Origin of the sequence: Solihabitans fulvus, assembly GCF_008386585.1 — a bacterium.
Taxonomy (GTDB): domain Bacteria; phylum Actinomycetota; class Actinomycetes; order Mycobacteriales; family Pseudonocardiaceae; genus Solihabitans; species Solihabitans fulvus.
In genome coordinates this window covers 324759-345678 of sequence record NZ_VUOB01000022.1, presented here as the reverse complement: position 1 = coordinate 345678, position 20920 = coordinate 324759, and the positions used below count along the sequence as shown (strand labels likewise).

Genomic DNA, 20920 nt, shown 5'->3' with positions numbered 1-20920 from the left:
CATGAAGTGACTGAAATCCCGCTCTGTTGAGGGCTCCGGCTACCTAGGATCTCCCGGTCGACATCGCTTGGTCTGGGGGTTTCAGGTGCGCATTTCGCTGCGCGCGGTGCTCGCGCTGCTGCTGTTGCTTGGCTTCTTCGTGCTCGTGCTGGCGTTGACCTTCGGGCTCGCCGGCCTGTCCGTCTGGGCGTTCGCGTCCGGGCACGGCGGCGCGGGGGCGGTCAAGCTCGGGCTGGGCGGCATCGCCATCGCCGTGCTGGTCGGCACCGCCGTGGCCAAGGCCATGCGGATCAAGGTCGAGCCGCACGGCGCTCCGGTCAGCCGCGCCGAACAGCCCGAGCTGTGGCGGATGGTGGACGAGCTGGCGGCCATCGCCGGCACGCGCGGCCCAGACGACATCCGGCTGGTGCCCGAGGTCAACGCGGCCGTGTGGGAGGAGTCCCACCTGCTCGGCCTGCGGCGCGGCAGGCGCTACCTGGAGCTCGGGCTGCCGCTGCTGGCCGGCCTGTCCGTCGGCGAGCTGCGGGCCGTGCTGGCGCACGAACTCGGCCACTACGGCGAGGGCCACACGACGCTGTCCGCGCTGACCTACCGGGCCAAGAGCGCGCTCGCGCACACCATCGCCGAGGTGGACGGCCACCGGCTGATCAGGGCGGTGCTCGGCGGCTACGCCAAGCTCTACGCGATGGTCGCCGCGTCGGCCAACCGCAGCCAGGAGCTGCGGGCGGACGCCGCGTCGGTGGCCGCGGCCGGCCGGGCCACCGCGCAGAACGCGTTGCGCAAGCTGCCGGCGTTGAGCTTCGCCTGGTCGGACTACGGGCGGAGCTACCTGTCGCTGGCCGGCGGCGTCGACCGGACGCCGGACATCCTGCTCGGCTTCCACGCCTACCTGAGCAACCCGCAGCGCGGCAACGAGCTGCGGCAGGCCGAGGTGAAGCTGATCAACGAGGAACCCAAGTCGGTCTTCGACAGCCACCCGCCGATCCGCAAGCGGATCGAGGCGATGGAGCGGATCGCCGACCCCGCGCTGGCGCCGGACCACCGCCCGGCGTGGAGCGTGCTGGTGGACGCCGGCAACCGGGTGCCGGCGCTGGAGCGGGCGCTGCTGCGCGACGACCTCGGCCCGCGCGCGCAGTGGCCGGAGATCGTCAAGCTGGCGGGCGCGACCATGGCGCGGCACGCCGCCGCCGAGCTGGCCAGGGCGGGCCAGCAGAGCGGGTGCGCGCCGCGCGGCACCCTCGACGAGGCGCTGGCCGCGCTGGCCAGGGGCGAGCTGGTGCGGTTGGCGACGCCGGTGCTGAACCCGGGGCTCGCGGCCCAGCACGTGCCGGAGGCGGCCGCCACGGTCATGCGCGAGCTGCTCGCGGAGACGGCGGTGTCCGCGCTGGTCGGGGCAGGCCTCGCCGAGCACCGGCTGAACTGGGGCGGCCCCTACCAGGTGGTCGGCAGGGACGGCGCGCCGCTGGACCTTGAGGCGGTGGTCGGGCCCTCGGTGGCCAATCCGGCGGCCGTGCCGTGGACCAGGGACCAGCTGCGGCAGCTGGGCGTGCCGCTCGACTACGGCGCGGCGGCGGCCGGTGATCCGGAGGCCGACCTGGTGGCGGTGCTCACCTCGGTGCGGCACGCCGGCAGGCTGGACGACCTGTGGGTCTGCGACACGGGACTGCTGCTGGTGCAGCACGGGCTGACCCCCGGCCTGGTCGAGACGCCGGTCGATCAGCTCAAGCAGCGGCCGGACACCCGGTGGCTGGACAACCGGGCCATCGCGCAGGGCCAGTTCCACCGCAGGATGGGCGGTTGGCGGCTGGTGCTGCGCGCGCACGACGGCACCGAGGTCGAGCTGGCCAGCACCAACGAGACCAAGGAGGCGGGCGAGGCGTACCAGGCGCTCGGCCGGCTGCTCGGGGCGCGTTTGCTCTCCGGTTGATCGGCGCGCACCGTAGGCTGGCGCCGTGGGAGTACTCGCGTGGATCGTGTTCGGCGCCCTGGCGGGCTGGGCCGCCAACCTGGTGGTCGGCGGCCGGAACCGGCGGCCGCAGGGCTGCATCATCAGCATCCTGGTCGGCATCGTCGGCTCGGCGCTCGGCGGCCTCATCTACAAGCTGGTCACGGGGCGCGAGAAGTTCTTCGAGTTCGACATCACGAGCTTCGGCGTCGCGGTGCTCGGCGCGGTCGTGCTGCTGGCCCTGCTTCGGCTGGTGACCGGTGGCGGGCGGCGCGAGCGCGACCGGATGTGACCGGGCGCTCACTCGGGGCGATTGATCAGTATATGTGACGCGGATTACACTGATTCCGCGCGACCCGGGGTCGGTTTCCGGACTCCTAGTCAATGTCGGGTCACAGCGGTCGAGCCTCGGTGCCGCTTCGTCCCGCCGGCCGTCGGCTTGGCCGCCGACGGCCGGCGGGACGCCCACGAGCTGGACGCCCGGCCGGCCCGTACGCCGTCGGGGGGCGCACGGGCCGGCCGGGTGACCAACCCGGGCCCGCTCCTCGACCCGCTCCGCCGCGCTTGCCCAATTCCCCTGCGGCCTTCGACGGCACGACAATTCAACTGCGGCAGCCAATTCAGTTAACGGTCGCCGCCGTCGGCCCGGCTGCGACAGGTGGTCGCCGCCCGGTACCCCATCCGACCCAGTGCGCAGGTCAAAACCGTGCCGCGCCTTTACCTTCGGCACCTCCGGCCACCTTATGCGCGGCCCTACCCGACGGTATCCTCACCGCAATCCCCTGGTGGGCTACCGACGGTCGTGAAGCTGGTCCTGTCGGGTGGTCTACACGAAACCCAATCATTAACTACTCTGTGCGCTTTAGCGTCTACCAGAGGGAGCGTGCTCGGCCGAGGACGACAGCCGAAGGGGAACGGCGACAGGCCTGCGAGTCTTGCGGCCGGTGAGTCTTGGGGGAGGTGGGGGTGTGCCGGAAGCAGCCACGCTTGGCGCGCCGCTCGCCGTGCGCGAGTTCCGCGCGATCTGGCTCGCGGAACTCCAGTCGCTGATCGGCGACCAGCTCGCCACGGTCGCGCTGGCCGTGCTGGTCTACCAACGCACCGGCTCCCCGCTGTTCTCCGCCCTGACGTTCGTGGCCATCACCCTGCCGGCGCTGGCCGGCGTGTTCGGGCTCGGCGCGCTCGCCGACCGGTACCCGAGGCACCTCGTGCTGGTGACCTGCGCCGTCCTCCAGGCCGCGCTCCTCGCGGTGATGGCCGTGCCTTCGGTGCCCTGGGGGGCGCTGCTCGGGCTGCTGGTCGTCGTCCAGCTCGTCCAGTGCCCGTTCCTGGCCGCGCAGAACGCCACCGTGCGGGTGGCGGTGCCCGGCGACCTGCTGGAGCCGGCCATGACCTGGCGACAGATCAACTTGTCGACAGGTTCGCTGCTCGGCCTCGTCGGCGGCGGCCTGGTCGTCGCCGCGATCGGGCCTCGGTGGGCGCTGGCCCTGGACGCCGCCACGTTCGCCGTCACGGCGCTGGTGCTGCGGTTCGGCGTGCTGGCCCGTCCCACTCCCGTGCGGCCGGCCGAGCACGCCGGCGAGCGGCAGCCCAGCTGGTCGGCGGGGTTTCGACTGATGTTCGGCACCGCCGAGCTGCGCGCCCTGATGCTGTTCGTCTGGCTGACCGCCGTGCCGTTCGCGGGGTTCGCCCTGCTGGTTCCCTTTGCGGCCGAGGTCGGCGGCTCGCCGAGGGCCGTCGGCTGGCTGCTGGCCGCCGGTCCGCTCGGCTGGCTGCTGGTGACCTTCGCCCTGGCCAGGATCGAGGCCGTGACGGGCCGGCGGTGGGACCGCATGCGCTGGCTCCCAAGCCTGGTGATCGTCATGATGGTGCCGCTGATCGGCTTCGCCGTGACGAAGAGCACCGTCGTGGCCGCCGTGCTGATCGGCGTCTCCGGGGCGTGCGAGGTCGGCACGCCGGCCGCGCAGGCGGCACTCACGCGGCTGATCCCCGACCACCTGATGGGCGCCGGCTACAGCGTGGCGCGGTCCGGGCTGCGCGTGACCCAGGCCCTTGCGGCGGCAGGCGCCGGGCTCGCCGCGCAGCTCAGCCACACCGCAGGTGGGACAATCGCGGCGATCGGCGTGTTCGGGGTGCTTGTCGCGGTGCCGGTCGCGGTGGCAGTGCGTCGCGCCCGGTTCGCGGTGGCGGAGGTGTCGAACCAATGACGCCTTCAGCGCCGCAGCAAGTCGCCGCCGCCTGGTCTGCCGACGACCGGGGTCGCGTTGGTCTTCTTGCCCATGGGGAATCGCCTCCATCGATGACGGCGGGAGGACCGGAGACATGATCGAGTCGACCGGGGGTGGCCCGGCAGCCGAACACGGACCTCTCGCAGCTACGGTCGGTCGCGCTCACGGCGGACCGATGGAATCGGCCCGGCCGCTGCGAGTGGGACCGGTTTCAGTTTTGATTGGGCACAGTGTGACCTCAGTGCGCCGTGTCGCGCACTGGCTATGGTCGGGTGTCTCGCGGGGTGGTCGGGCAGTCGCGGTCGGCGCGCGCCATCCGCGCAGGTGGGAGCTGTGGTCGCAGCGGCCGATGGCCGTCGCCTACATGCTTGTTGTCGATCTCACCGTCCTGCTCGGACTGGCAGGCGCAGTCCTGTGGTCGGATCCGATCAGCGGCACGGCCTGGGCGAGCGCCGGGGTTCTGCTTGCCGCCACCGCAGGCCACATCGCGGCCTCCGCCCAGATCGAGGAGCGTCGCCGACACCGCACCGGCGACACCACGACCCACAACACTGATCTGGCGATGACGTGGCCGGTGGTTGCGGCGCTGCTGGCCCTGCCGATACCGCTGGCCCTTGCGGTCATCCTCGGAATCCGCGCCCTGCGATGGCCGAGTGCCCGCAAGAGCGCCTTCCGGTACACGTTCTCCACCATGACGTTCCTGCCGGCGGCAGTGGCCGCACGGATGCTCTGGGACCTCACCGGCCCGCACATGTGGACCGGCCTGACCGTCTGGACCTCTGCGGTGCAAGTCGTGCTGGCGATCGCCTGCGGTGAGGTGTTCGGCATCGTTCAGAACCTGATCATCACGGCCGCGAGGGCGCTCAACCTGCCGCCGGGCGAACGCCTCGACAGCTGGTCCCCGATCGGCCCGTGGCGCGACGAGGCGCTCAGCGCGGCCGGCATGGTGCTCGGCACGCTGGCCGCCGTCTCCCTGACGCACGTGCCGATCGCGGTGCTGGCCGTCGCGGCGGTCGGCGCGGGCATCCACTGGGCGCTGAGCCACCAGTCCGAGCTGGAGCAGACCCGCGCGCAGGCGCGCACCGACCCCAAGACCGGCACGCTGAACAGCTTCGGCTGGCAGGAGCAGGCCACCAGGCAGGTCGCCAGGGCCAGGGGCAACCATCGGCCGATCTCGCTGCTGATGATCGACGCGGACCACTTCAAGCTCATCAACGACGCCTGGGGCCACCCGACCGGCGACGCCGTGCTGCGGCTGATCGGCGACACGTTGCGGTCGGTGACCAGGCCGGGTGACGTGGTGGCGCGGTTCGGCGGCGAGGAGTTCGTGGTGCTGCTGCCCGACACGGGCGCGGCCGAGGCGTTCCGGGTGGCCGAGCGGATCCGCGCCACGCTCGGCGCGAGCGCGCTGCCGGCGACCGACCGGCGCGGCGGCGAGATCGTGCTGAAGGGCCGGGACGCGCCGCCGCCGCGCGGCCCCGGCGACCAGATCCTGCTGACCGCCTCGGGCGGATACGTCGACGCCGACTACCGCGCGATCAGCGCGTCGGTCGGCGTGGCGGCCAGCTGCGGGCAGACGGCCGACCTGCGGCAGCTGATGGAGCGGGCCGACGCCGCCATGTATCGGGCCAAGAAGCGGGGCCGCAACACGGTGTGGCTGGACACTGTCCGGCTCGGTAGCGCGGGCGACCCCGATCGCAGGTGATCCGGAACTCATCCGTCCCGAGACTGCTACAATAGCGTCCGGTTCGATGACTCTCAGTGATGTTTTCGCGTCACCGCTAGGCCGAACGGGTGTTGGTCGTCCTCGATCTGCGACGGCACGAACCACACCTCATCCACCCGACCTGCTGGCGTACCGTGTTGCGCGTCCCGCAGGCCCGCCCGCACCCACGAGCAACGGATCCCCGACGAGATGACCGCCGATAACAAGCGCCCCAACAGCGGTGCGCTCTCCCACTTCTTCGACCTCGCCAAGGGCGTCGTCCCCCCGATGCACCCGGCAGGACGCCCGTTCGTCCTCGGTGCGGCGGTGGTCACCTTCCTGCTGCGGCGGTTCTCCCGCCGTGCCGGGGTGCTCGGCGCGGTCGTGACGGCGTGGTGCGCCTGGTTCTACCGCGTGCCCAAGCGCGTGACGCCGACCAGGCCGGGCATCGCGGTCGCGCCGGCCGACGGCACCGTGTCGCACGTCGTCGAGGCGGCCCCGCCGGCCGAACTCGGCCTCGGCACCGAGCCGATGCTGCGGATCAGCGTCTTCCTGACGATCTTCGACGTGCACGTCCAGCGCATCCCCGCCGACGGCGAGATCAGGCAGGTCTCCTACCGGCCGGGCAAGTTCCTCTCCGCCGACCTGGACAAGGCCAGCGAGGACAACGAGCGCAACACCCTGCTGCTGCGCACCACCTCCGGCCACGAGCTGGTCGTCGTGCAGATCGCGGGCCTGATCGCCAGGCGGATCGTCTGCCACGTCAACGAGGGCGAGAAGGTCGACGCCGGCCAGACCTACGGCCTGATCCGGTTCGGCTCGCGGGTGGACCTCTACGTTCCGCTCGGCAGCCGCGCGCTGGTCGAGGCCGGACAGCGCACCATCGGCGGGGAGACAGTGCTCGCCGAACTCCCGAAGGGCTGAGCATGCCGACCACCGGGCCAGGGGTCCGACTGCTGCCGAACGCGATCACGGTCCTCGCCATGTGCGCGGGGCTGTCCGCCGTGCAGTTCGCGCTCGGCGCGCACTGGGACCTGGCGATCGCGTCGATCGGCGTCGCCGCCGTGCTGGACAGCCTCGACGGCCGCATCGCCAGGCTGCTCGACGCCACCAGCAAGATGGGCGCCGAGCTGGACTCGCTGTCCGACGCGATCTCCTTCGGCGTCGCGCCAGCCCTGGTGGTCTACGTGTGGAAGCTGCGGCTGGAGGAGAACCGCATCGGCTGGGTCGTCGCACTCGTCTTTGCGGTGTGCATGATCCTTCGCCTTGCGCGCTTCAACACGCTGCTGGAGGACACCGAGCAGCCGCCGTACGCCAAGGAGTTCTTCGTCGGCGTGCCGGCCCCGGCGGGCGGCCTGCTGATCCTGCTGCCGCTGATCATCACCGAGCAGATCGGCCGCGACGGCTGGTGGTCCTCGCCCGGCCTGCTGATGGTGTGGACCGTCGCGGTCGCGGTGCTGCTGATCAGCCGGATCCCGACGCTGTCGGTGAAGACCGTGAAGGTGCCGCCGCGCGCGGTCGCGCCGCTGCTGGTGCTCGTCGGACTGCTCGCGGCGGCCATCATCACCTTCCCGCTGGTGGCGCTCGCCACCGCGATGATCGTCTACCTCGGCCACCTGCCCTACGCGGTGCGCCGGTACCGCTGGCTGGCCAAGCACCCCGAGGCGTGGAGCGTGCCGGCCGCCGACCGCAGGGCCATCCGCAGGGCGCACGGCGTCGCGGCCCGCAGGCTCGGCCTGCGGCAGCCGTTGCGCGGCCGGGTGGCCGGCGCGGCCATGCGCGCGGTGCGGCTGCCCCGGCGCAACGGCCAGGTCAGCGACGGCGGCGGACACGTCGGCCCCGGCAGGCGACGCGGCTGGCGGCAGATCGGCCTGCGCCGCAACCAGGGCCCCAAGGAACCCCAGCCGCCGCGCCGCACGCCGTAGTCGAGGGCGGGGTCGAGCGCCGCATTAAGCTCGGGCGCTGTGATCACGCTGACGGCACGGCTGGCCTCTTCCGCCCTGGACACCAGGCGCGGCGTCGTCCGACTGCATCCCGAGGTGCTCGACGCCCTCGGCCTGCGCGCCTGGGACGCGGTGCGGCTGACCGGGGCGCGCGTCAGCGCGGCGCTGGCGGCCTCGGGTGACGGCGCTGGCTCGCCGGGCATCGTGCTGGTCGACGACGTCACGCTGTCCAACCTCGGGATCGCCGAGGGCGCGGAGATCGTGGTCGCGCCGGTGCAGGTGACCGCGGCGCGCGCCGTCACCGTCAGCGGCTCGCGGCTGGCCACCACCTCGCTCACCCCGGAGACGCTGCGGCTCGCGCTCACCGGGAAGGTGCTCACGGTCGGCGACGCCGTCTCGCTGCTGCCCCAGGACCTCAACCCCCTGCCCGGCACGGATCTCGCCGCCACCCGCAGCAGGCTCGCCGCCGCCATCGGCATGACCTGGACCAACGAACTGCTGACCGTCACCGCGACCGAGCCGCCCGGCCCTGTCGCGGTCGGGCCCTCGACCGTGGTCGGCTGGCGGGACGGCGCGCGGACCGGGGACACCGGCGGCCAGCTCGTGCCGGTCATCGCGACGCGGACCCCCGCCCCGGTCGCGCCCGCCAGGCTCGAACTGCCCGCCGCCGAGGAGCGGCCCGTGCCGCCGCTGACCGACCTGGTCGGCCACCGGGACGCGGCGCGGAAGCTGACCGAGTGGCTCGACCTGAGCTTCCGCAGGCCCGAGCTGCTGACCAGGCTCGGCGCGACGGCGCGGCTCGGCGTCCTGCTCGGCGGGCCGGAGGGCGTCGGCAAGACCACCCTGGTGCGATCGGTCGCGCGCAGCCTCGGCGCGGAGGTCGTCGAGCTGGCCGCGCCGAGCGTCGCAGTGCTTGAGGCCGGGGCCGCCGCCCAGCGGGTGGCCGACGCGGTGACGGCCGCCGCGACGCTGGCCGACCAGGACGGCCCGTGCCTGCTGCTGGTGACCGACGTCGACGCGCTGCTGCCGATGACCACTCCGCCGCCCGTCGCCACCGTCGTGCTGGAGACGCTGCGCGCGGCCGTCGGGTTCCCGCAGCTCGCGCTGGTGGTCACCAGCTCGCACCCGGAGGCCGTCGACCCGAGGCTGCGCTCCCCCGAACTGGTCGACCGCGAGCTGACCCTGGCCCCGCCGGACGGCCCCGGCCGCACCGAGCTGCTGCGGGTGCTGCTGCGCGACGTGCCGATGGAGTCCACTGTGGACCTCGGCCCGATCGCCGACCGGACTCCTGGCTTCGTCGCCGCCGACCTGGTCGCGCTGCGCCGGGAGGCGGCCGTGCGGTCGGCGCTGCGGCAACAGGACTCCGACGAGCCGCGCATCGGCCAGGAGGACCTGCTCGGCGCGCTGGACACCGTGCGGCCGACCTCGATGTCCACTTCGGACATTCTGCGCACCGGCGGCCTGACGCTGGACGACGTCGGCGCGATGGCCGAGGTGAAGCAGGCGCTCACCGAGTCGGCGCTGTGGCCGTTGCAGTACCCGGATTCCTTTGCCCGCCTCGGTGTCGCGCCGCCGCGCGGGGTGCTGCTGTACGGGCCGCCGGGGTGCGGCAAGACGTTCCTGGTGCGCGCGCTGGCCGGCACCGGGCAACTGAACGTGCTGTCGGTCAAGGGCGCCGAGCTGATGGACAAGTTCGTCGGCGAGTCGGAGCGCGCGGTGCGGGAGCTGTTCCGCCGCGCCGCCGAGGCCGCGCCGGCCATGGTGTTCCTCGACGAGGTGGACGCGTTGGCGCCGAGGCGCGGGCAGTCCTCTGACTCGGGTGTCGCGGACCGGGTGGTCGCCGCGCTGCTGACCGAGCTGGACGGCGTCGAGCCGCTGCGCGATGTGGTGGTGCTCGCCGCGACGAACCGGCCGGAGCTGGTCGACCCGGCGCTGCTGCGGCCTGGCCGCCTTGAGCGGCTGGTGTACGTGCCGCCGCCGAGCGCCACCGACCGCGCGGCGATCCTGCGGGCCGCGGCGAAGAACACGCCGCTGGCCGGGGATGTGGACGTGGACGAGCTGGCCGTGTCGCTGGAGGGCTACTCGGCGGCGGACTGCGCCGCGCTGGTCCGCGAGGCCGCGCTGACCGCCATGCGGGAGTCGCTGGACGCCGCCGAGGTCACCGCGGCGCACCTGGCCGCCGCGCGCGGGGCCGTGCGCCCGTCGCTGGATCCCGCGCAGCTGGCCGCGCTCGCCGCCTACGCCGAGACGCGCGGCTGACGAGCCGAGCCGGCGCCGTGGCCCGGCCACGGCGCCAGTGGCTCGGCTACTTCATGCCCTTGTAGTCGTTGGTGACGATGAAGATGATGCCTGGGCTGGCGGAGGCGATGCCGTCGAAGCGGGGCTCGACGCGGGCGCCGACCCTGGCCCCGAGCCGGTTGGCCGCGTCCTGCTCACTGGTGCCCGGCCGGAAGTAGACCGTGGTGGTCGGGATCTGCCCCTGCGAGTAGTTGCCGACGTCGATCACGTCCCAGCCGGCGCCGCGCAGGTCGTCGGCGGCCATGGCGGCCAGGCGCGGGATGGTGCTGTTGTTGTAGACCCGCACCGGCGATGCGGCGATGGGCGGCGGGTTCCCCGGCTGGCTCTGGTTCGCCGTCGGGGGCTGCGTGGTCGGCCCACCGGTGGTCGGCGCAGGCGCGCTCGTGGTCGGGGCCGTCGAGTCCGGGGCGCTGGTGGTCGGCGGCTGCGCCGAGGTCGGCGCCGTGCTGGCGCTCGTGCCGGGATCGGCGGACGAGGAACCCGACGCGGTGCCGGTCTGGGACGCCGGGGTGTTGTTGCCGCTCGCGACCGGGGATGGACCCCAGCCGAACAGCGAGACCACACCGATGACGGCGGCGATCGCGGCGACGGCGATCAGCGCGAGCCCGGCGACCCGCGCCGGACGGGATGGACTTGGGTCCACGGAACTCATCTCGGTTCGATGCCCAGGCGACGCGCTGACCGCGCTCGCTGCCTACCTGCCCTGAGCCTACGGAGTCTCTTGATCAACATGGGATCGGCCGCCAGGGCCTCCTGCTTGTCGATCAGGGCGTTGAGGAGCTGGTAGTACCGCGTGCCCGACATGTCGAACAGCTCGCGGATCGCCTGTTCCTTCGCGCCCGCGTACTTCCACCACTGCCGTTCGAACGCGAGGATCTCTCGCTCCCGGCTGGTCAGGCCGTCATCCGGCTCCTCGGCCGGCGCCAGGGCCTCTGCGGCGTCCATCTGGCTCCTCGCCTCGCGGTGGGGATCCCTGCGGTCGCAGGAACCACGCCCCCGTGATTCCCAGACGCTATTACATCACGTGATCATCGTCGCCGTGCCGCGATCGCCCGGCGCGTCCGTTCCCGAGTCAGATTAATCTGCCTCCCATGGCAGTTCACCCGATCCGCATCGTGGGCGACCCCGTCCTGCACAACCCGACCCGCAAGGTCGAGGCGTTCGACGACGAGCTGCGGACCCTGCTCAACGACATGTTCGAGACGATGGCCGCGGCCAACGGCGTCGGGCTCGCCGCCAACCAGATCGGCGTCGACCTGCGCGTGTTCGTCTACGACTGCCCCGACGACGAGGGCGTCCGGCACCGCGGCCTCGTGGTCAACCCGGTGCTGTCGACGTCCGAGGTGCCCGAGGGCATGCCCGACCCAGACGACGACTTCGAGGGCTGCCTCTCGGTGCCCGGCGAGACGTTCCCCACCGGCCGCGCCACCTGGGCCAAGGTCACCGGGCAGGACGAGCGGGGCGAGCCGGTCGAGGTCGAGGGCACCGGCTTCTTCGCCAGGTGCCTCCAGCACGAGACCGACCACCTCGACGGCTTCCTCTACCTCGACCGGCTGGTCGGCAGGAACAAGCGCGAGGCCAAGCGAATGCTCAGGCAGAACGAATGGGGCAAGCCGGGTCTGTCCTGGGACCCGGCGACGGCCGAGGACCCGTTCGCCGACGACGAGTAGCAGGTCGACGCAGCAGATCCGACGAGTAGTCAGGTCTCAGACCAGTCGTTCGGCGGCGGCCAGCACCGGGTCGCCGTCGTCCGGCCGCATGGCTGGGACGCGCAGGTCGACCGGGATGCCGGCGCCCTCGACGCAGTGGCCGGCACGGTCGTAGGTCAGGACCGTGCTGATGGCGAGCTGCCAGCCGGGGAACACGTCCAGGACGCGAGGCCGGCCACTGCCGCCGCCGCTGCGCTCGCCGACGACCCGCACGTGCGGCAACCCCTGCAAGCCGAGCAGGAAGTCCTCGCTGGCCGAGTAGGTGAGGGCGTCGGTGAGCACGATCAGCCGCCCCGGCCAGCGCCGTACTCCCTCGGTCGGGCGGGCGATGATCGGCACCGGCGCGGACAGCCCGCGCCCGACCGAGTACCGCACGGCGCCCATGGCCGTGCCGCCCGCGCCCCTCCCGTCGACGCGCACATCCGTGTCCCGCACACCTGTGCCCCGCACATCCGTGTCCCGCACACCTGTGCCCCGCACATCCGTGTCCCGCACACCTGTGCCCCGCACGTGTGTGTCCCACACATCTGTGCCGCCCACGTCTGTGCGGCACACATCCGCACCGCACACGTGTGTGTCCTGCACATGTGTGCGACCCATGATCGTGTCGTCCCGCACGAAGCGATCTCTGGTGGCCAGGCCGAGCAGGTAGTTCCCTCCGACGTTGCCGCGCAGGTCGAGCACGAGGGCCGGGCAACCGGCCAGGTCGGCGAGCGCCGCGTCGACCGCGTCCTCGATGCCGGCGCCCGCCAGCCAGAGCTGTATCCGCAGGTAGCCTGCCCCGGACGGCAGCCGTCGCCAGGACACCAGGTCGCCGTGCGGCAGCCCGGTCGGCGTCTCCGCCCAGTGCACCACCGCTCCGCCCGGCCCGAACGCGGTGAGCCGCCTCGACACGCCCGGCGACGAGGACAACAGGCGTCGACCGGCGGCGTACGGGCGCATGTGCGGCGGCGCGCAGGTGCGCCGGAACACGTCGGCGGGGTCGTCGGCGGCGAGCCGCCAGCCGGGCCGGACACCGGCCAGCCAGGCCCCGCTGCCCTCGGGCACCCGCAGCAACCGCGCGCGCCCGCCAGCCCCACCGCCGGCCGGCGGCCCGGCGACCTCCGCGACGTAGGGCAGCGGCACCGGCCTGGGCACCGGGTGCAGGGCGGTGTGCGCGTCCCCGAGTTCCGCGATCCACTCCTGGGCGGCGGCGAGCGGATCGGCGGCGGCCAGCACGCGCGGACCGTGCTCGGCGCAGGTCCGCGCCCAGTCCAGCCCGCGCAACTCGAAACCGGGGAAGGTGAACCCCACCTCTGCCGCGATCCTGACCACGGCGCCGGCCAGGTTCGTCGCCGGTTCGGCGCGCACGTCGGCCTTGGTGCGCAGCCAGGTGTGCCGGAGGCTGAGCGTGCCCCACAGCTCCCGGTGCGTCGCGGCGACCGACTCGATCAGCTCGCCGTCGGCGCGGATAAGCGCGGGACCGTCGTGCGCCGGGTCCAGCAGGAACACCCAGCGGTGGCCGACGCCAGGATCGGCGCGCAGCACGCGCGCCTCGACGCCGAACTCGGCTTCGATGGCGGCCCGCTCCTGGTGCAGCAGCCTGGCGTGCTGGTCGAACTCCGCCCCCTGCGGCCAGACCAGCGCCAACTCCATGGTCCAGACCCTACGAGGTGCGCCGCCACGGCAGTTCCGGCAGCCCGGCCATCGCCGCGTAGCTGGCGCACTCGGCGAGGTCCGCGTAGCGGCCGGCCAGCACGTGCGCCCTGATCCGCTGCGCCTGGCCGGTCGTGGTCAGCTCCCCGACCAGCAGGAACGGCATGGTCAGCTGCCAGCTCTGCACGATCGTCGGGCGCTGCCGGTGCGGGGCGCGCAGCACGGCCCGGCAGACCCGCAGGGCGTGTTCGTTGCCGGTCATCGCGCCGGGGTGACCGAGGTGGTCCCAGGCCCACCGGTTGGTGTCGGCGATCGTGCAGCGCACGCAGCCCAGCGGGCCAGCGCCGAGCTCCGAACCGCACTGGCCGCAGGTCAGCAGCGCGAGCGCCCAGTCGGTGCAGGTCCAGGGGTGCCGGCCGACCTCGTCGGCGAGCACCCGTTCGGCGAGCTCCCGCTCCCCCTCCGCGCCCGGCTCGACCCCCTCGGCGGCCAGCAGCGCCTGCCAGTCCGGCCGCCACAGCGCGTCGACCGCGTCGGCGCAGGACGAGCAGGCCGGATACCCCCTGCCGAGCAGGTCACCGCAGTCCGCGCACGGCAAGGCGGCGGCGGGGCGCTTGGCCCGGCGCGCGCCTGGCGGATAGGGCTGATCCTCAGCCACGCCGAGAACCGTAGCCGTATGCCGACCGGTCTGCCCTTGGCAGTCCACCGGTGGGGTGGTTATGGTCGGGCCGACAACTCAACACAACGCGGGAGCTCGCGCCATAGCGGGCTGAGAGGGCGGCTGGAGTCGAGAAGCGACCCGGTGCCGCCGACCGCCTGAACCTGACCGGGTAATGCCGGCGTAGGGAGGAATGTCGTGACGGCTCTTGACGACCGCTCTGTCCGCCCCAGTGTGACCACCGGGCCGATCTCCGGCTCGCGGAAGGTGTACCGCGACGCCGGTGACGGCGTGCGGGTCCCCTTCCGCAGGGTCGAACTGACCAACGGCGAGCACGTCGACCTATACGACACTTCCGGTCCATATACCGACGAGAGCGCGACCATCGACGTCCACAGTGGACTTCCGGCGCTGCGAGAGGACTGGATCGCGGGCCGCGAGCCGATCGGCGGCGCGGTGACCCAGCTGGCCTACGCGAAGGCCGGCGTCATCACGGCCGAGATGCGGTTCTGCGCCGAGCGCGAGGGTGTCGACCCCGAGCTGGTGCGCTCGGAGGTGGCGATCGGCCGGGCCGTGATCCCGGCCAACCGCCGCCACCCCGAGGCCGAGCCGATGGTCATCGGCAAGAAGTTCCTGGTGAAGATCAACGCCAACATCGGGAACTCGGCGGTGTCCTCCTCGATCGAGGAGGAGGTGGACAAGATGGTGTGGGCGTCCCGCTGGGGCGCGGACACGCTGATGGACCTGTCCACCGGCAAGCGGATCCACGAGACCCGCGAGTGGATCATGCGCAACGCGCCGATCCCGGTCGGCACCGTGCCGATCTACCAGGCGCTGGAGAAGGTCAACGGGGATCCGGCCGAGCTGTCCTGGGAGGTCTACCGGGACACCATCATCGAGCAGTGCGAGCAGGGCGTCGACTACATGACGGTGCACGCCGGCGTGCTGCTGCGCTACGTGCCGCTGACCGCCCGACGGGTCACCGGCATCGTGTCGCGGGGCGGCTCGATCATGGCCGCGTGGTGCCTTGCGCACCACAAGGAGAGCTTCCTCTACACGAACTTCGAGGAGCTGTGCGAGATCCTGCGCACCTACGACGTGACGTTCTCGCTCGGCGACGGGCTGCGGCCCGGGTCGATCGCGGACGCCAACGACGAGGCGCAGTTCGCGGAGCTGCGCACGTTGGGCGAGCTGACGCACATCGCCAGGGCGCACGACGTGCAGGTGATGATCGAGGGCCCCGGCCACGTGCCGATGCACAAGATCGCGGAGAACGTGCGGCTGGAGGAGGAGTGGTGCGGCGAGGCGCCGTTCTACACCCTCGGCCCGCTGGCCACGGACATCGCGCCCGCCTACGACCACATCACCTCGGCGATCGGCGCGGCGCAGATCGCCTGGCACGGCACGGCGATGCTCTGCTACGTCACGCCGAAGGAGCACCTCGGGCTGCCCAACCGGGACGACGTGAAGACGGGCGTGATCACCTACAAGATCGCGGCGCACTCGGCCGACCTGGCCAAGGGTCACCCGAGGGCGCAGGACTGGGACGACGCGTTGTCCAAGGCGCGCTTCGAGTTCCGCTGGAACGACCAGTTCAACCTGTCGCTCGACCCGGACACCGCTCGGTCCTTCCACGACGAGACGCTGCCGGTCGAGGCCGCGAAGACCGCACACTTCTGCTCGATGTGCGGGCCGAAGTTCTGCTCGATGAAGATCACGCAGGACGTCCGGAAGTACGCGGAGGAACGGGGCCTGTCGACCGTCGAGGCGATCGAGGCCGGTATGCAGGAGATGTCCACGGAGTTCGCCGACCACGGCAAGCAGGTCTATCTGCCAGTGGTGGAAAAGAGTTGAGTTGACCACAGCACCACCCGCCGTGCTCACCATCGCCGGATCCGACTCCGGCGGTGGTGCCGGCATCCAGGCCGACCTCCGCACGTTCTTCGCGTGCGGGGTGCACGGGATGACCGCGGTGACGGCCGTGACCGTGCAGAACACGTTGGGCGTCACCGGTTTCACCGAGCTGCCGCCGGAGGTGGTCGCCGCCCAGATCGAGGCGGTGGCCGCCGACATCGGTGTGCGCGCGGCGAAGACGGGCATGCTGGCCAGCGCGGGGATCATCGCCGCGGTGGCCGACGCGTGCGAGCGGGTCCACATCGGACGGTCCGGGTCGACGCCGTTCGTCGTCGACCCGGTCGCCGCGTCGATGCACGGCGACCCGCTGCTGCGTGAGGACGCGCTGGACGCGTTGCGGCGCAGGCTGTTCCCGATGGCGACGCTGGTCACGCCGAACCTCGACGAGGTCGCGCTGCTCACCGGGATCACCGTGACCGACCGGGCCAGCCAACGGAAGGCGGCCGAGGCGCTGCACGCGTTCGGGCCGCAGTGGGCGCTGGTCAAGGGCGGCCACCTGTGGACCGATCCGGAGTGCGTCGACCTGCTCTACGACGGCAGGCGGTTCGTCGAGCTGCCCGGCCCGAGGTACGACACGAAGCACACGCACGGCAGCGGCGACACCATCGCGTCGTCGATCACCTCGGCGCTGGCCAAGGGCGCGGACGTGCCGGAGGCGGTGCGGTTCGGCAAGGAGTTCGTGGTGCGGTCGGTCCGCGACGCCTATCCGCTCGGCGGCGGTGTCGGGCCGGTCTCGCCGTTCTGGCGGCTGGACGGCGCGCTGCCGGAACTGGAACTGCCGGAACTGGGGCTCTAGAGCCCTTAGAGCTCGTCGGTGCCGACGCCCAGCAGGGCGGTCAGGACTGCCGGAACTGGGGCTTTAGAGCCCTTAGAGCTCGTCGGTGCCGGCGCCCAGCAGGGCGGTCAGGGCCGTATCGAGCGCGGTCAGCAGGACGGCCTGGTCGTCCGGGTTGTAGAGCAACCGGACGGACAGGCCGTCCGACACCGCGATGAGCGCGTCGGCCACGGCGAACGGGTCGAGGTCCTGGCGGATCCGGCCGGCCGCGAGCGCCGCGCCGAGCAGCTCGGCCAGGTGGCCACGCACCTCGCGGTCGACCTCGGCGAGCACGGCTCCGAAGTCGGCGCGCAGCGCGCCACGGACCGCGAAGGCCGCCCACACCACGGCTTCGGCGCGGCGATCCTCGTCCAGCGGGAGCGTGGCCTCGACGTACCTGCGCAGCACGTCCTTCGTCGGCCCGGCGGGATCGACCCGTAGCAGCCGCTCGGTCGCCCGTTCGCCGGTCAGGTCGAGGGCGAAGCGCAGCAGCTCGTCCTTGCTGCTGAAGTACTTCTGCACCGCCCCGGCGGATCGGCCAGCCTCGGCCGCGACCGTGCGCACGCTGACCTCCTCAAGGCCCTCGCGCGCGAGCAGCCGAAGCAGGGCTGCGCCGATGTCCCTGCGCTGCTGCGCCCTGTCCACGACCTTCGGCATCGACTCACCTCGCTTTTGGGATACACTCGTATTCTAAACGGGGAGGAAGGCCATGACCGATCACGACCTGTCCGTCCGAGCCTCGGATGCAGACCGCGAGGCCGCGTGCGGGGTGCTCGGCGCCGCGCTGGCCGACGGCCGGCTCGACCTGGCCGAGTATGAGCGCAGGCTGGACCTCGCGGTGTCGGCGGGCACCACCGGCGAGCTGGTCGCGCTCACCGCCGACCTGCCGGCCACCCCGGCGCAACTGGCGGCCGAGCGCAAGCGCAGAGAGCTACGCGAGTGGGTCGACGAATGGTGGGCCTGGCTCGGCGGCGCGGTGATCATGGTCGGCATCTGGGGCGTGAGCAGCCTCGTCGCGGGCCACGCTCAGCACTTCTGGCCCGTCTGGCCGCTCGGCGCGTGGGCGCTCGTGCTGCTCGCCCTCGCGTTCGTCGACGGCGACCGGGACCGTTCCAAGGCCGCGGCCCGCCGGTAAGCCCTCGGCCGGCGGCCGACCACACCTTGGATCGGGGGACATCCGCTGCCGACGTCTCGCGGCGCGGGAACGCCGAGATCCCGGTCAGACCTCGGGATCCTCGGTGACGATCTCCTCAAGGGCCTCGAGCGCGGTGACGAGCGAGGCGAAGTGCCCAGGGTCGAGGCGCTCGATCCGGCGCTGCAACTCGTGCACGCGGGCGGACCGCACGCCGGACGCCATCCGCTCCCCCTCGGGGGTCGGCGAGGCCAGCCAGGCGCGGCCGTCCTGCGGATCGGGGTCGCGCTGCACGTAGCCGGCCTCCACCAGCGCCGCGACGATCCGCGACAGCGTCGGCGGGGCGACGCCCTCCTTGGCGGCGAGGTCGCCGAGCCGCATCGGACCACACCGCGCCAGCGTCGCCAGCGCGGACACCGCGCCGGGGCCGAGACCGGGCGAACCCGTGCGGCGCAACAACCTGGACAACCGGCCGATGGCGAGATAGAGCCGCGCGGTGGCGTCCTCGACCTCACCGGCCGTCGTGGCCGTCACGGCAGATTCGCCTCCTCCTGGGATGGAGGGGTACCGAAACCAGCACCCCGCCATCCATTGTGCAGGCTCGGCGCACCGACGGTCCGCAGTCCGGTGGCTTTGGCCCCGCAAGATGGAACGAAAGCGCTTCCCGGTGCGCCCGAACGTTCTACGGGTCGTTCTACAGGTCGTTCTACACGTCAGGATCGGGGCTGGACGCCTCGGCCCAAAAGCGCCGAGGAATCCGTCCCGCGAGCCGCGCCAGCCTGCCGGCCTCGACGCCGGCGCGCATCGCGGCGGCCATCCGCTCCGGGTCCTGCGCCCTGGTCACCGCCGTGGCCAACAACACCGCCGAGCAGCCCAGTTCCATCGCCAGTGCCGCGTCGGACGCGGTGCCGATGCCCGCGTCGAGGATCACCGGCACGGACGCGCGCGACACGATCAGCTCGATGTTGTGCGGGTTGCGGATGCCGAGCCCGGTGCCGATCGGCGAGCCGAGCGGCATCACCGCCGCGCAGCCGACCTGCTCCAGCCGCAGCGCGAGCACCGGATCGTCGTTGGTGTAGGGCAGCACGGTGAAACCGTCGTCGACCAACCGCTCCGCCGCGTCGAGGAGCTCGACGGGATCGGGCAGCAGCGTGCGGTCGTCGGCGATCACCTCCAACTTCACCCAACTGGTGCCGAGCGCCTCCCTGGCCAGCCGCGCGGTGAGCACCGCCTCGGCGGCGCCCCGACAGCCCGCGGTGTTGGGCAGCGGCTCGATCCCGAGGCGCCGCAACAACTCCAGCACGCCGGTGCCGCCCGAGCTGTCCATCCGGCGCATCGCCACCGTGGTCAGCTCGGTGCCCGAGGAGACGAGCGCGCGTTCGAGCACGGCCAGGTTCGCCGCGCCGCCGGTGCCCATCACCAGGCGCGAGCCGAACTCACGGCCGCCGATGATCAGTGGGTCGTCCATCGTGTCACCCTCCCTGCACGGCGGTCAGCACCTCGACCGCCGCGTCCTCGTGCAGCGGGGTGGTCGGCCACGCCGCGCGCGGCACGATCTCCCCGTCCACCGCGACGGCGACGCCGGACGGCGGCGCCCCGAGCTCGTCGAGGACCGCCGCCACGGTGATCCCCTCGGCCAGATCCCGGTGCTCGCCGTTGACCCGTGCCCTCATCCCGCCCCTCCTGTTCTCGTTGTCGTGGCCCGTTGTGCGAACCGTTCGGGGTCGGCCGCCGCGATCTCCTCGCACACCGGCCGGCCCGCCAGCAGGTCGAGCACCGCGTCGGCGGTGATCGGGGCGAGCAGCAGGCCGTTGCGGTGGTGGCCGGTCGCGGCGAGCACCCCGGGTTCCAACCAGCCGACCAGCGGCAGGTTGTCCGGGCTGCCGGCGCGGAACCCGGCGGCGCACTCGGCGAGCGCGTACTCCGCGACACCGGGCAGCACCAGTTCGGCGTCGGCGAGCAGGTCGCGCACCCCGCCGACGGTGACGTCCTGGTCGAAGCCGGCCTCGTACTCGGTGGCGCCGAGCACCAGCCCGTCATCCCGTGGCACCAGGTAGGCCGGCCGGCCGCGCACCAACGCGCGGACCGTGCGGGTCGGCGGCGGGAGCGCGCCGGGACGTGCCCGCAGCCGCAGGATCTCGCCCTTCACCGGGCGGATCACACCGCGCAGCGCGGGATGCAGCTCGCCGCTCCACGCGCCGGCTGTGATCACGACGACGTCACAGTCCACAATGGACTGATCGGTGAACTCGACCCGACCGGCCGACACGCGCGCGACGGGACGGATGTCGAAGCCGACGCCGTGCCACTCACACGCCACGCGCAACGCGGCGAGCAGCGCCCGGTTGTCCACGGAGACGTCCTGCGGCACCGACAGTCCACTTCGGACACTCGGACCGAGGCTCGGTTCGAGCGCGCGCACCTCCCGCCCGGTCAGGCGGGTCACCTGGCGGCCTGCCCCGGCGAGGTGCCCGGCCAACGCGTCGAGGACCTCGGCGTCCGCGCGGTCCAGCGCCACCGCGAGCGTGCCCTCCGCGCGCAGGCCCGGCGACATGCCGGAGTCCGCGCGCAGCCGGTCCGCGTAGGAGGGCCAGCCGACCTGCGCGGCGAGACCGAGCGCGAGCACCGGTTCCTCGCCGGGCCACGCCTCGGTCAGCGGGGCCAGCATGCCGCCGGCCACCCAGGACGCGCCGCCGCCGGGGTCGGGATCGAGCACCTCGACGGCGTACCCGGCCACGGCGGCACGCCACGCCACCGACAGCCCGATGACGCCGCCACCGACCACGGTGAGACGGCCACTAACACCCGCGAAAGACATCACCATCACGCTCCCTGCGCCGGCATGACCCGGATCAGGTTCGACGGTCGGGACTGGCAAGTCCCCTCTCAGCCCGGTTCCTCCAGGCTCCCGTGCGACCAGCCACCACCGTAGCGCACGA

Annotated in this window: 19 protein-coding genes, 1 pseudogene and 1 riboswitch; of the genes and pseudogenes, 11 read left to right on the top strand and 9 right to left on the bottom strand. The window is 72.7% G+C overall.

Features of this window, described 5'->3' with window-relative positions; genetic code table 11:
* Positions 1-85: 85 nt before the first annotated feature.
* The 7 genes from F0L68_RS14310 (at position 86) to F0L68_RS14280 (ending at position 10080) form a co-directional block, all read left to right on the top strand.
* Positions 86-1927 carry a M48 family metalloprotease gene (locus F0L68_RS14310; protein ID WP_149850012.1) on the top strand — a complete coding sequence of 614 codons (1842 nt, stop codon included), beginning with the start codon at positions 86-88 and terminating at the stop codon, positions 1925-1927.
* A 25-nt stretch (positions 1928-1952) separates the two neighbouring features.
* Positions 1953-2237, top strand: coding sequence for a GlsB/YeaQ/YmgE family stress response membrane protein (locus F0L68_RS14305; protein WP_149850011.1), 285 nt, complete (start codon positions 1953-1955; stop codon positions 2235-2237).
* 676 nt (positions 2238-2913) lie between these two features.
* Positions 2914-4152: an MFS transporter gene (locus F0L68_RS14300; RefSeq protein ID WP_188316565.1), complete on the top strand. Its 1239-nt coding sequence runs from the start codon at positions 2914-2916 to the stop codon at positions 4150-4152.
* A gap of 385 nt (positions 4153-4537) precedes the next feature.
* Positions 4538-5878: a GGDEF domain-containing protein gene (locus tag F0L68_RS44550; RefSeq protein ID WP_276313855.1), complete on the top strand. Its 1341-nt coding sequence runs from the start codon at positions 4538-4540 to the stop codon at positions 5876-5878.
* Between the two features lie 210 nt (positions 5879-6088).
* Complete coding sequence (locus tag F0L68_RS14290; protein WP_149850008.1) at positions 6089-6802, top strand: phosphatidylserine decarboxylase; 714 nt, start codon at positions 6089-6091, stop codon at positions 6800-6802.
* A gap of 2 nt (positions 6803-6804) precedes the next feature.
* Positions 6805-7803, top strand: a complete 999-nt coding sequence (gene pssA / locus F0L68_RS14285; protein WP_149850007.1) for a CDP-diacylglycerol--serine O-phosphatidyltransferase — start codon at positions 6805-6807, stop codon at positions 7801-7803.
* 39 nt (positions 7804-7842) lie between these two features.
* A complete protein-coding gene (locus F0L68_RS14280; RefSeq protein ID WP_149850006.1) occupies positions 7843-10080 on the top strand; it encodes an AAA family ATPase in 2238 nt (745 codons plus the stop codon).
* A gap of 46 nt (positions 10081-10126) precedes the next feature.
* Here F0L68_RS14280 and F0L68_RS14275 read toward each other — a convergent pair whose 3' ends face one another.
* The gene (locus F0L68_RS14275; RefSeq protein ID WP_149850005.1) at positions 10127-10771 is read right to left on the bottom strand and encodes a LytR C-terminal domain-containing protein; all 645 of its coding nucleotides are present in this window, start codon (positions 10769-10771) and stop codon (positions 10127-10129) included.
* Positions 10768-11067, bottom strand: a pseudogene (gene napA / locus F0L68_RS14270) (nucleoid-associated protein NapA); the annotation flags it as partial. The pseudogene napA and the gene F0L68_RS14275, both read right to left, overlap by 4 nt.
* A gap of 143 nt (positions 11068-11210) precedes the next feature.
* On the opposite strand from napA, the gene F0L68_RS14265 reads away from it, so the two are divergent.
* Positions 11211-11789 (top strand): peptide deformylase, encoded by a 579-nt coding sequence (locus F0L68_RS14265; protein WP_149850003.1) that lies wholly within the window; start codon positions 11211-11213, stop codon positions 11787-11789.
* Positions 11790-11825: 36 nt separating this feature from the next.
* Here F0L68_RS14265 and F0L68_RS14260 read toward each other — a convergent pair whose 3' ends face one another.
* Positions 11826-13463 (bottom strand): S41 family peptidase, encoded by a 1638-nt coding sequence (locus F0L68_RS14260; RefSeq protein WP_149850002.1) that lies wholly within the window; start codon positions 13461-13463, stop codon positions 11826-11828.
* A 10-nt stretch (positions 13464-13473) separates the two neighbouring features.
* Positions 13474-14121: a hypothetical protein gene (locus F0L68_RS14255; protein WP_149850001.1), complete on the bottom strand. Its 648-nt coding sequence runs from the start codon at positions 14119-14121 to the stop codon at positions 13474-13476.
* A 198-nt stretch (positions 14122-14319) separates the two neighbouring features.
* Between F0L68_RS14255 and thiC the strand changes: the two genes are divergently transcribed.
* Positions 14320-15975 (top strand): phosphomethylpyrimidine synthase ThiC, encoded by a 1656-nt coding sequence (gene thiC, locus F0L68_RS14250; protein WP_149850000.1) that lies wholly within the window; start codon positions 14320-14322, stop codon positions 15973-15975.
* A gap of 1 nt (position 15976) precedes the next feature.
* Positions 15977-16831, top strand: a complete 855-nt coding sequence (gene thiD / locus F0L68_RS14245) for a bifunctional hydroxymethylpyrimidine kinase/phosphomethylpyrimidine kinase (protein WP_188316564.1) — start codon at positions 15977-15979, stop codon at positions 16829-16831.
* A 72-nt stretch (positions 16832-16903) separates the two neighbouring features.
* Here the strand turns inward: thiD and F0L68_RS14240 are convergent, their stop codons facing one another.
* Positions 16904-17506 carry a TetR/AcrR family transcriptional regulator gene (locus tag F0L68_RS14240; RefSeq protein WP_149849998.1) on the bottom strand — a complete coding sequence of 201 codons (603 nt, stop codon included), beginning with the start codon at positions 17504-17506 and terminating at the stop codon, positions 16904-16906.
* Positions 17507-17558: 52 nt separating this feature from the next.
* Here F0L68_RS14240 and F0L68_RS14235 point away from each other — a divergent pair, with 52 nt between their 5' ends.
* The gene (locus F0L68_RS14235) at positions 17559-17984 is read left to right on the top strand and encodes a DUF1707 SHOCT-like domain-containing protein (protein WP_149849997.1); all 426 of its coding nucleotides are present in this window, start codon (positions 17559-17561) and stop codon (positions 17982-17984) included.
* 84 nt (positions 17985-18068) lie between these two features.
* Here the strand turns inward: F0L68_RS14235 and F0L68_RS14230 are convergent, their stop codons facing one another.
* From F0L68_RS14230 to thiO, 4 genes are all read right to left on the bottom strand, one after another.
* Positions 18069-18515: a MarR family winged helix-turn-helix transcriptional regulator gene (locus F0L68_RS14230; RefSeq protein ID WP_223198775.1), complete on the bottom strand. Its 447-nt coding sequence runs from the start codon at positions 18513-18515 to the stop codon at positions 18069-18071.
* A 172-nt stretch (positions 18516-18687) separates the two neighbouring features.
* Positions 18688-19449, bottom strand: coding sequence for a thiazole synthase (locus F0L68_RS14225; RefSeq protein ID WP_149849995.1), 762 nt, complete (start codon positions 19447-19449; stop codon positions 18688-18690).
* 4 nt (positions 19450-19453) lie between these two features.
* Complete coding sequence (gene thiS, locus F0L68_RS14220) at positions 19454-19654, bottom strand: sulfur carrier protein ThiS (protein ID WP_149849994.1); 201 nt, start codon at positions 19652-19654, stop codon at positions 19454-19456.
* Positions 19651-20805: a glycine oxidase ThiO gene (thiO, locus tag F0L68_RS14215; protein ID WP_188316563.1), complete on the bottom strand. Its 1155-nt coding sequence runs from the start codon at positions 20803-20805 to the stop codon at positions 19651-19653. Before thiO ends, thiS begins: the two co-directional genes overlap by 4 nt.
* A riboswitch (TPP riboswitch) is annotated at positions 20794-20903 on the bottom strand. (Overlaps the previous gene by 12 nt.)
* Positions 20904-20920 lie beyond the last annotated feature (17 nt).

Excerpts from the sequence above, each read along its gene's own strand:
- F0L68_RS44550 (WP_276313855.1), top strand. The coding sequence starts at position 4,538 with ATGCTTGTTGTCGATCTCACCGTCCTGCTCGGACTGGCAGGCGCAGTC.
- F0L68_RS14290 (WP_149850008.1), top strand. The coding sequence starts at position 6,089 with ATGACCGCCGATAACAAGCGCCCCAACAGCGGTGCGCTCTCCCACTTC.
- pssA (WP_149850007.1), top strand. The coding sequence starts at position 6,805 with ATGCCGACCACCGGGCCAGGGGTCCGACTGCTGCCGAACGCGATCACG.
- F0L68_RS14275 (WP_149850005.1), bottom strand. The coding sequence starts at position 10,771 with ATGAGTTCCGTGGACCCAAGTCCATCCCGTCCGGCGCGGGTCGCCGGG.
- F0L68_RS14265 (WP_149850003.1), top strand. The coding sequence starts at position 11,211 with ATGGCAGTTCACCCGATCCGCATCGTGGGCGACCCCGTCCTGCACAAC.
- F0L68_RS14260 (WP_149850002.1), bottom strand. The coding sequence starts at position 13,463 with ATGGAGTTGGCGCTGGTCTGGCCGCAGGGGGCGGAGTTCGACCAGCAC.
- F0L68_RS14240 (WP_149849998.1), bottom strand. The coding sequence starts at position 17,506 with ATGCCGAAGGTCGTGGACAGGGCGCAGCAGCGCAGGGACATCGGCGCA.
- F0L68_RS14235 (WP_149849997.1), top strand. The coding sequence starts at position 17,559 with ATGACCGATCACGACCTGTCCGTCCGAGCCTCGGATGCAGACCGCGAG.
- F0L68_RS14225 (WP_149849995.1), bottom strand. The coding sequence starts at position 19,449 with ATGGACGACCCACTGATCATCGGCGGCCGTGAGTTCGGCTCGCGCCTG.
- thiS (WP_149849994.1), bottom strand. The coding sequence starts at position 19,654 with ATGAGGGCACGGGTCAACGGCGAGCACCGGGATCTGGCCGAGGGGATC.
- thiO (WP_188316563.1), bottom strand. The coding sequence starts at position 20,805 with ATGGTGATGTCTTTCGCGGGTGTTAGTGGCCGTCTCACCGTGGTCGGT.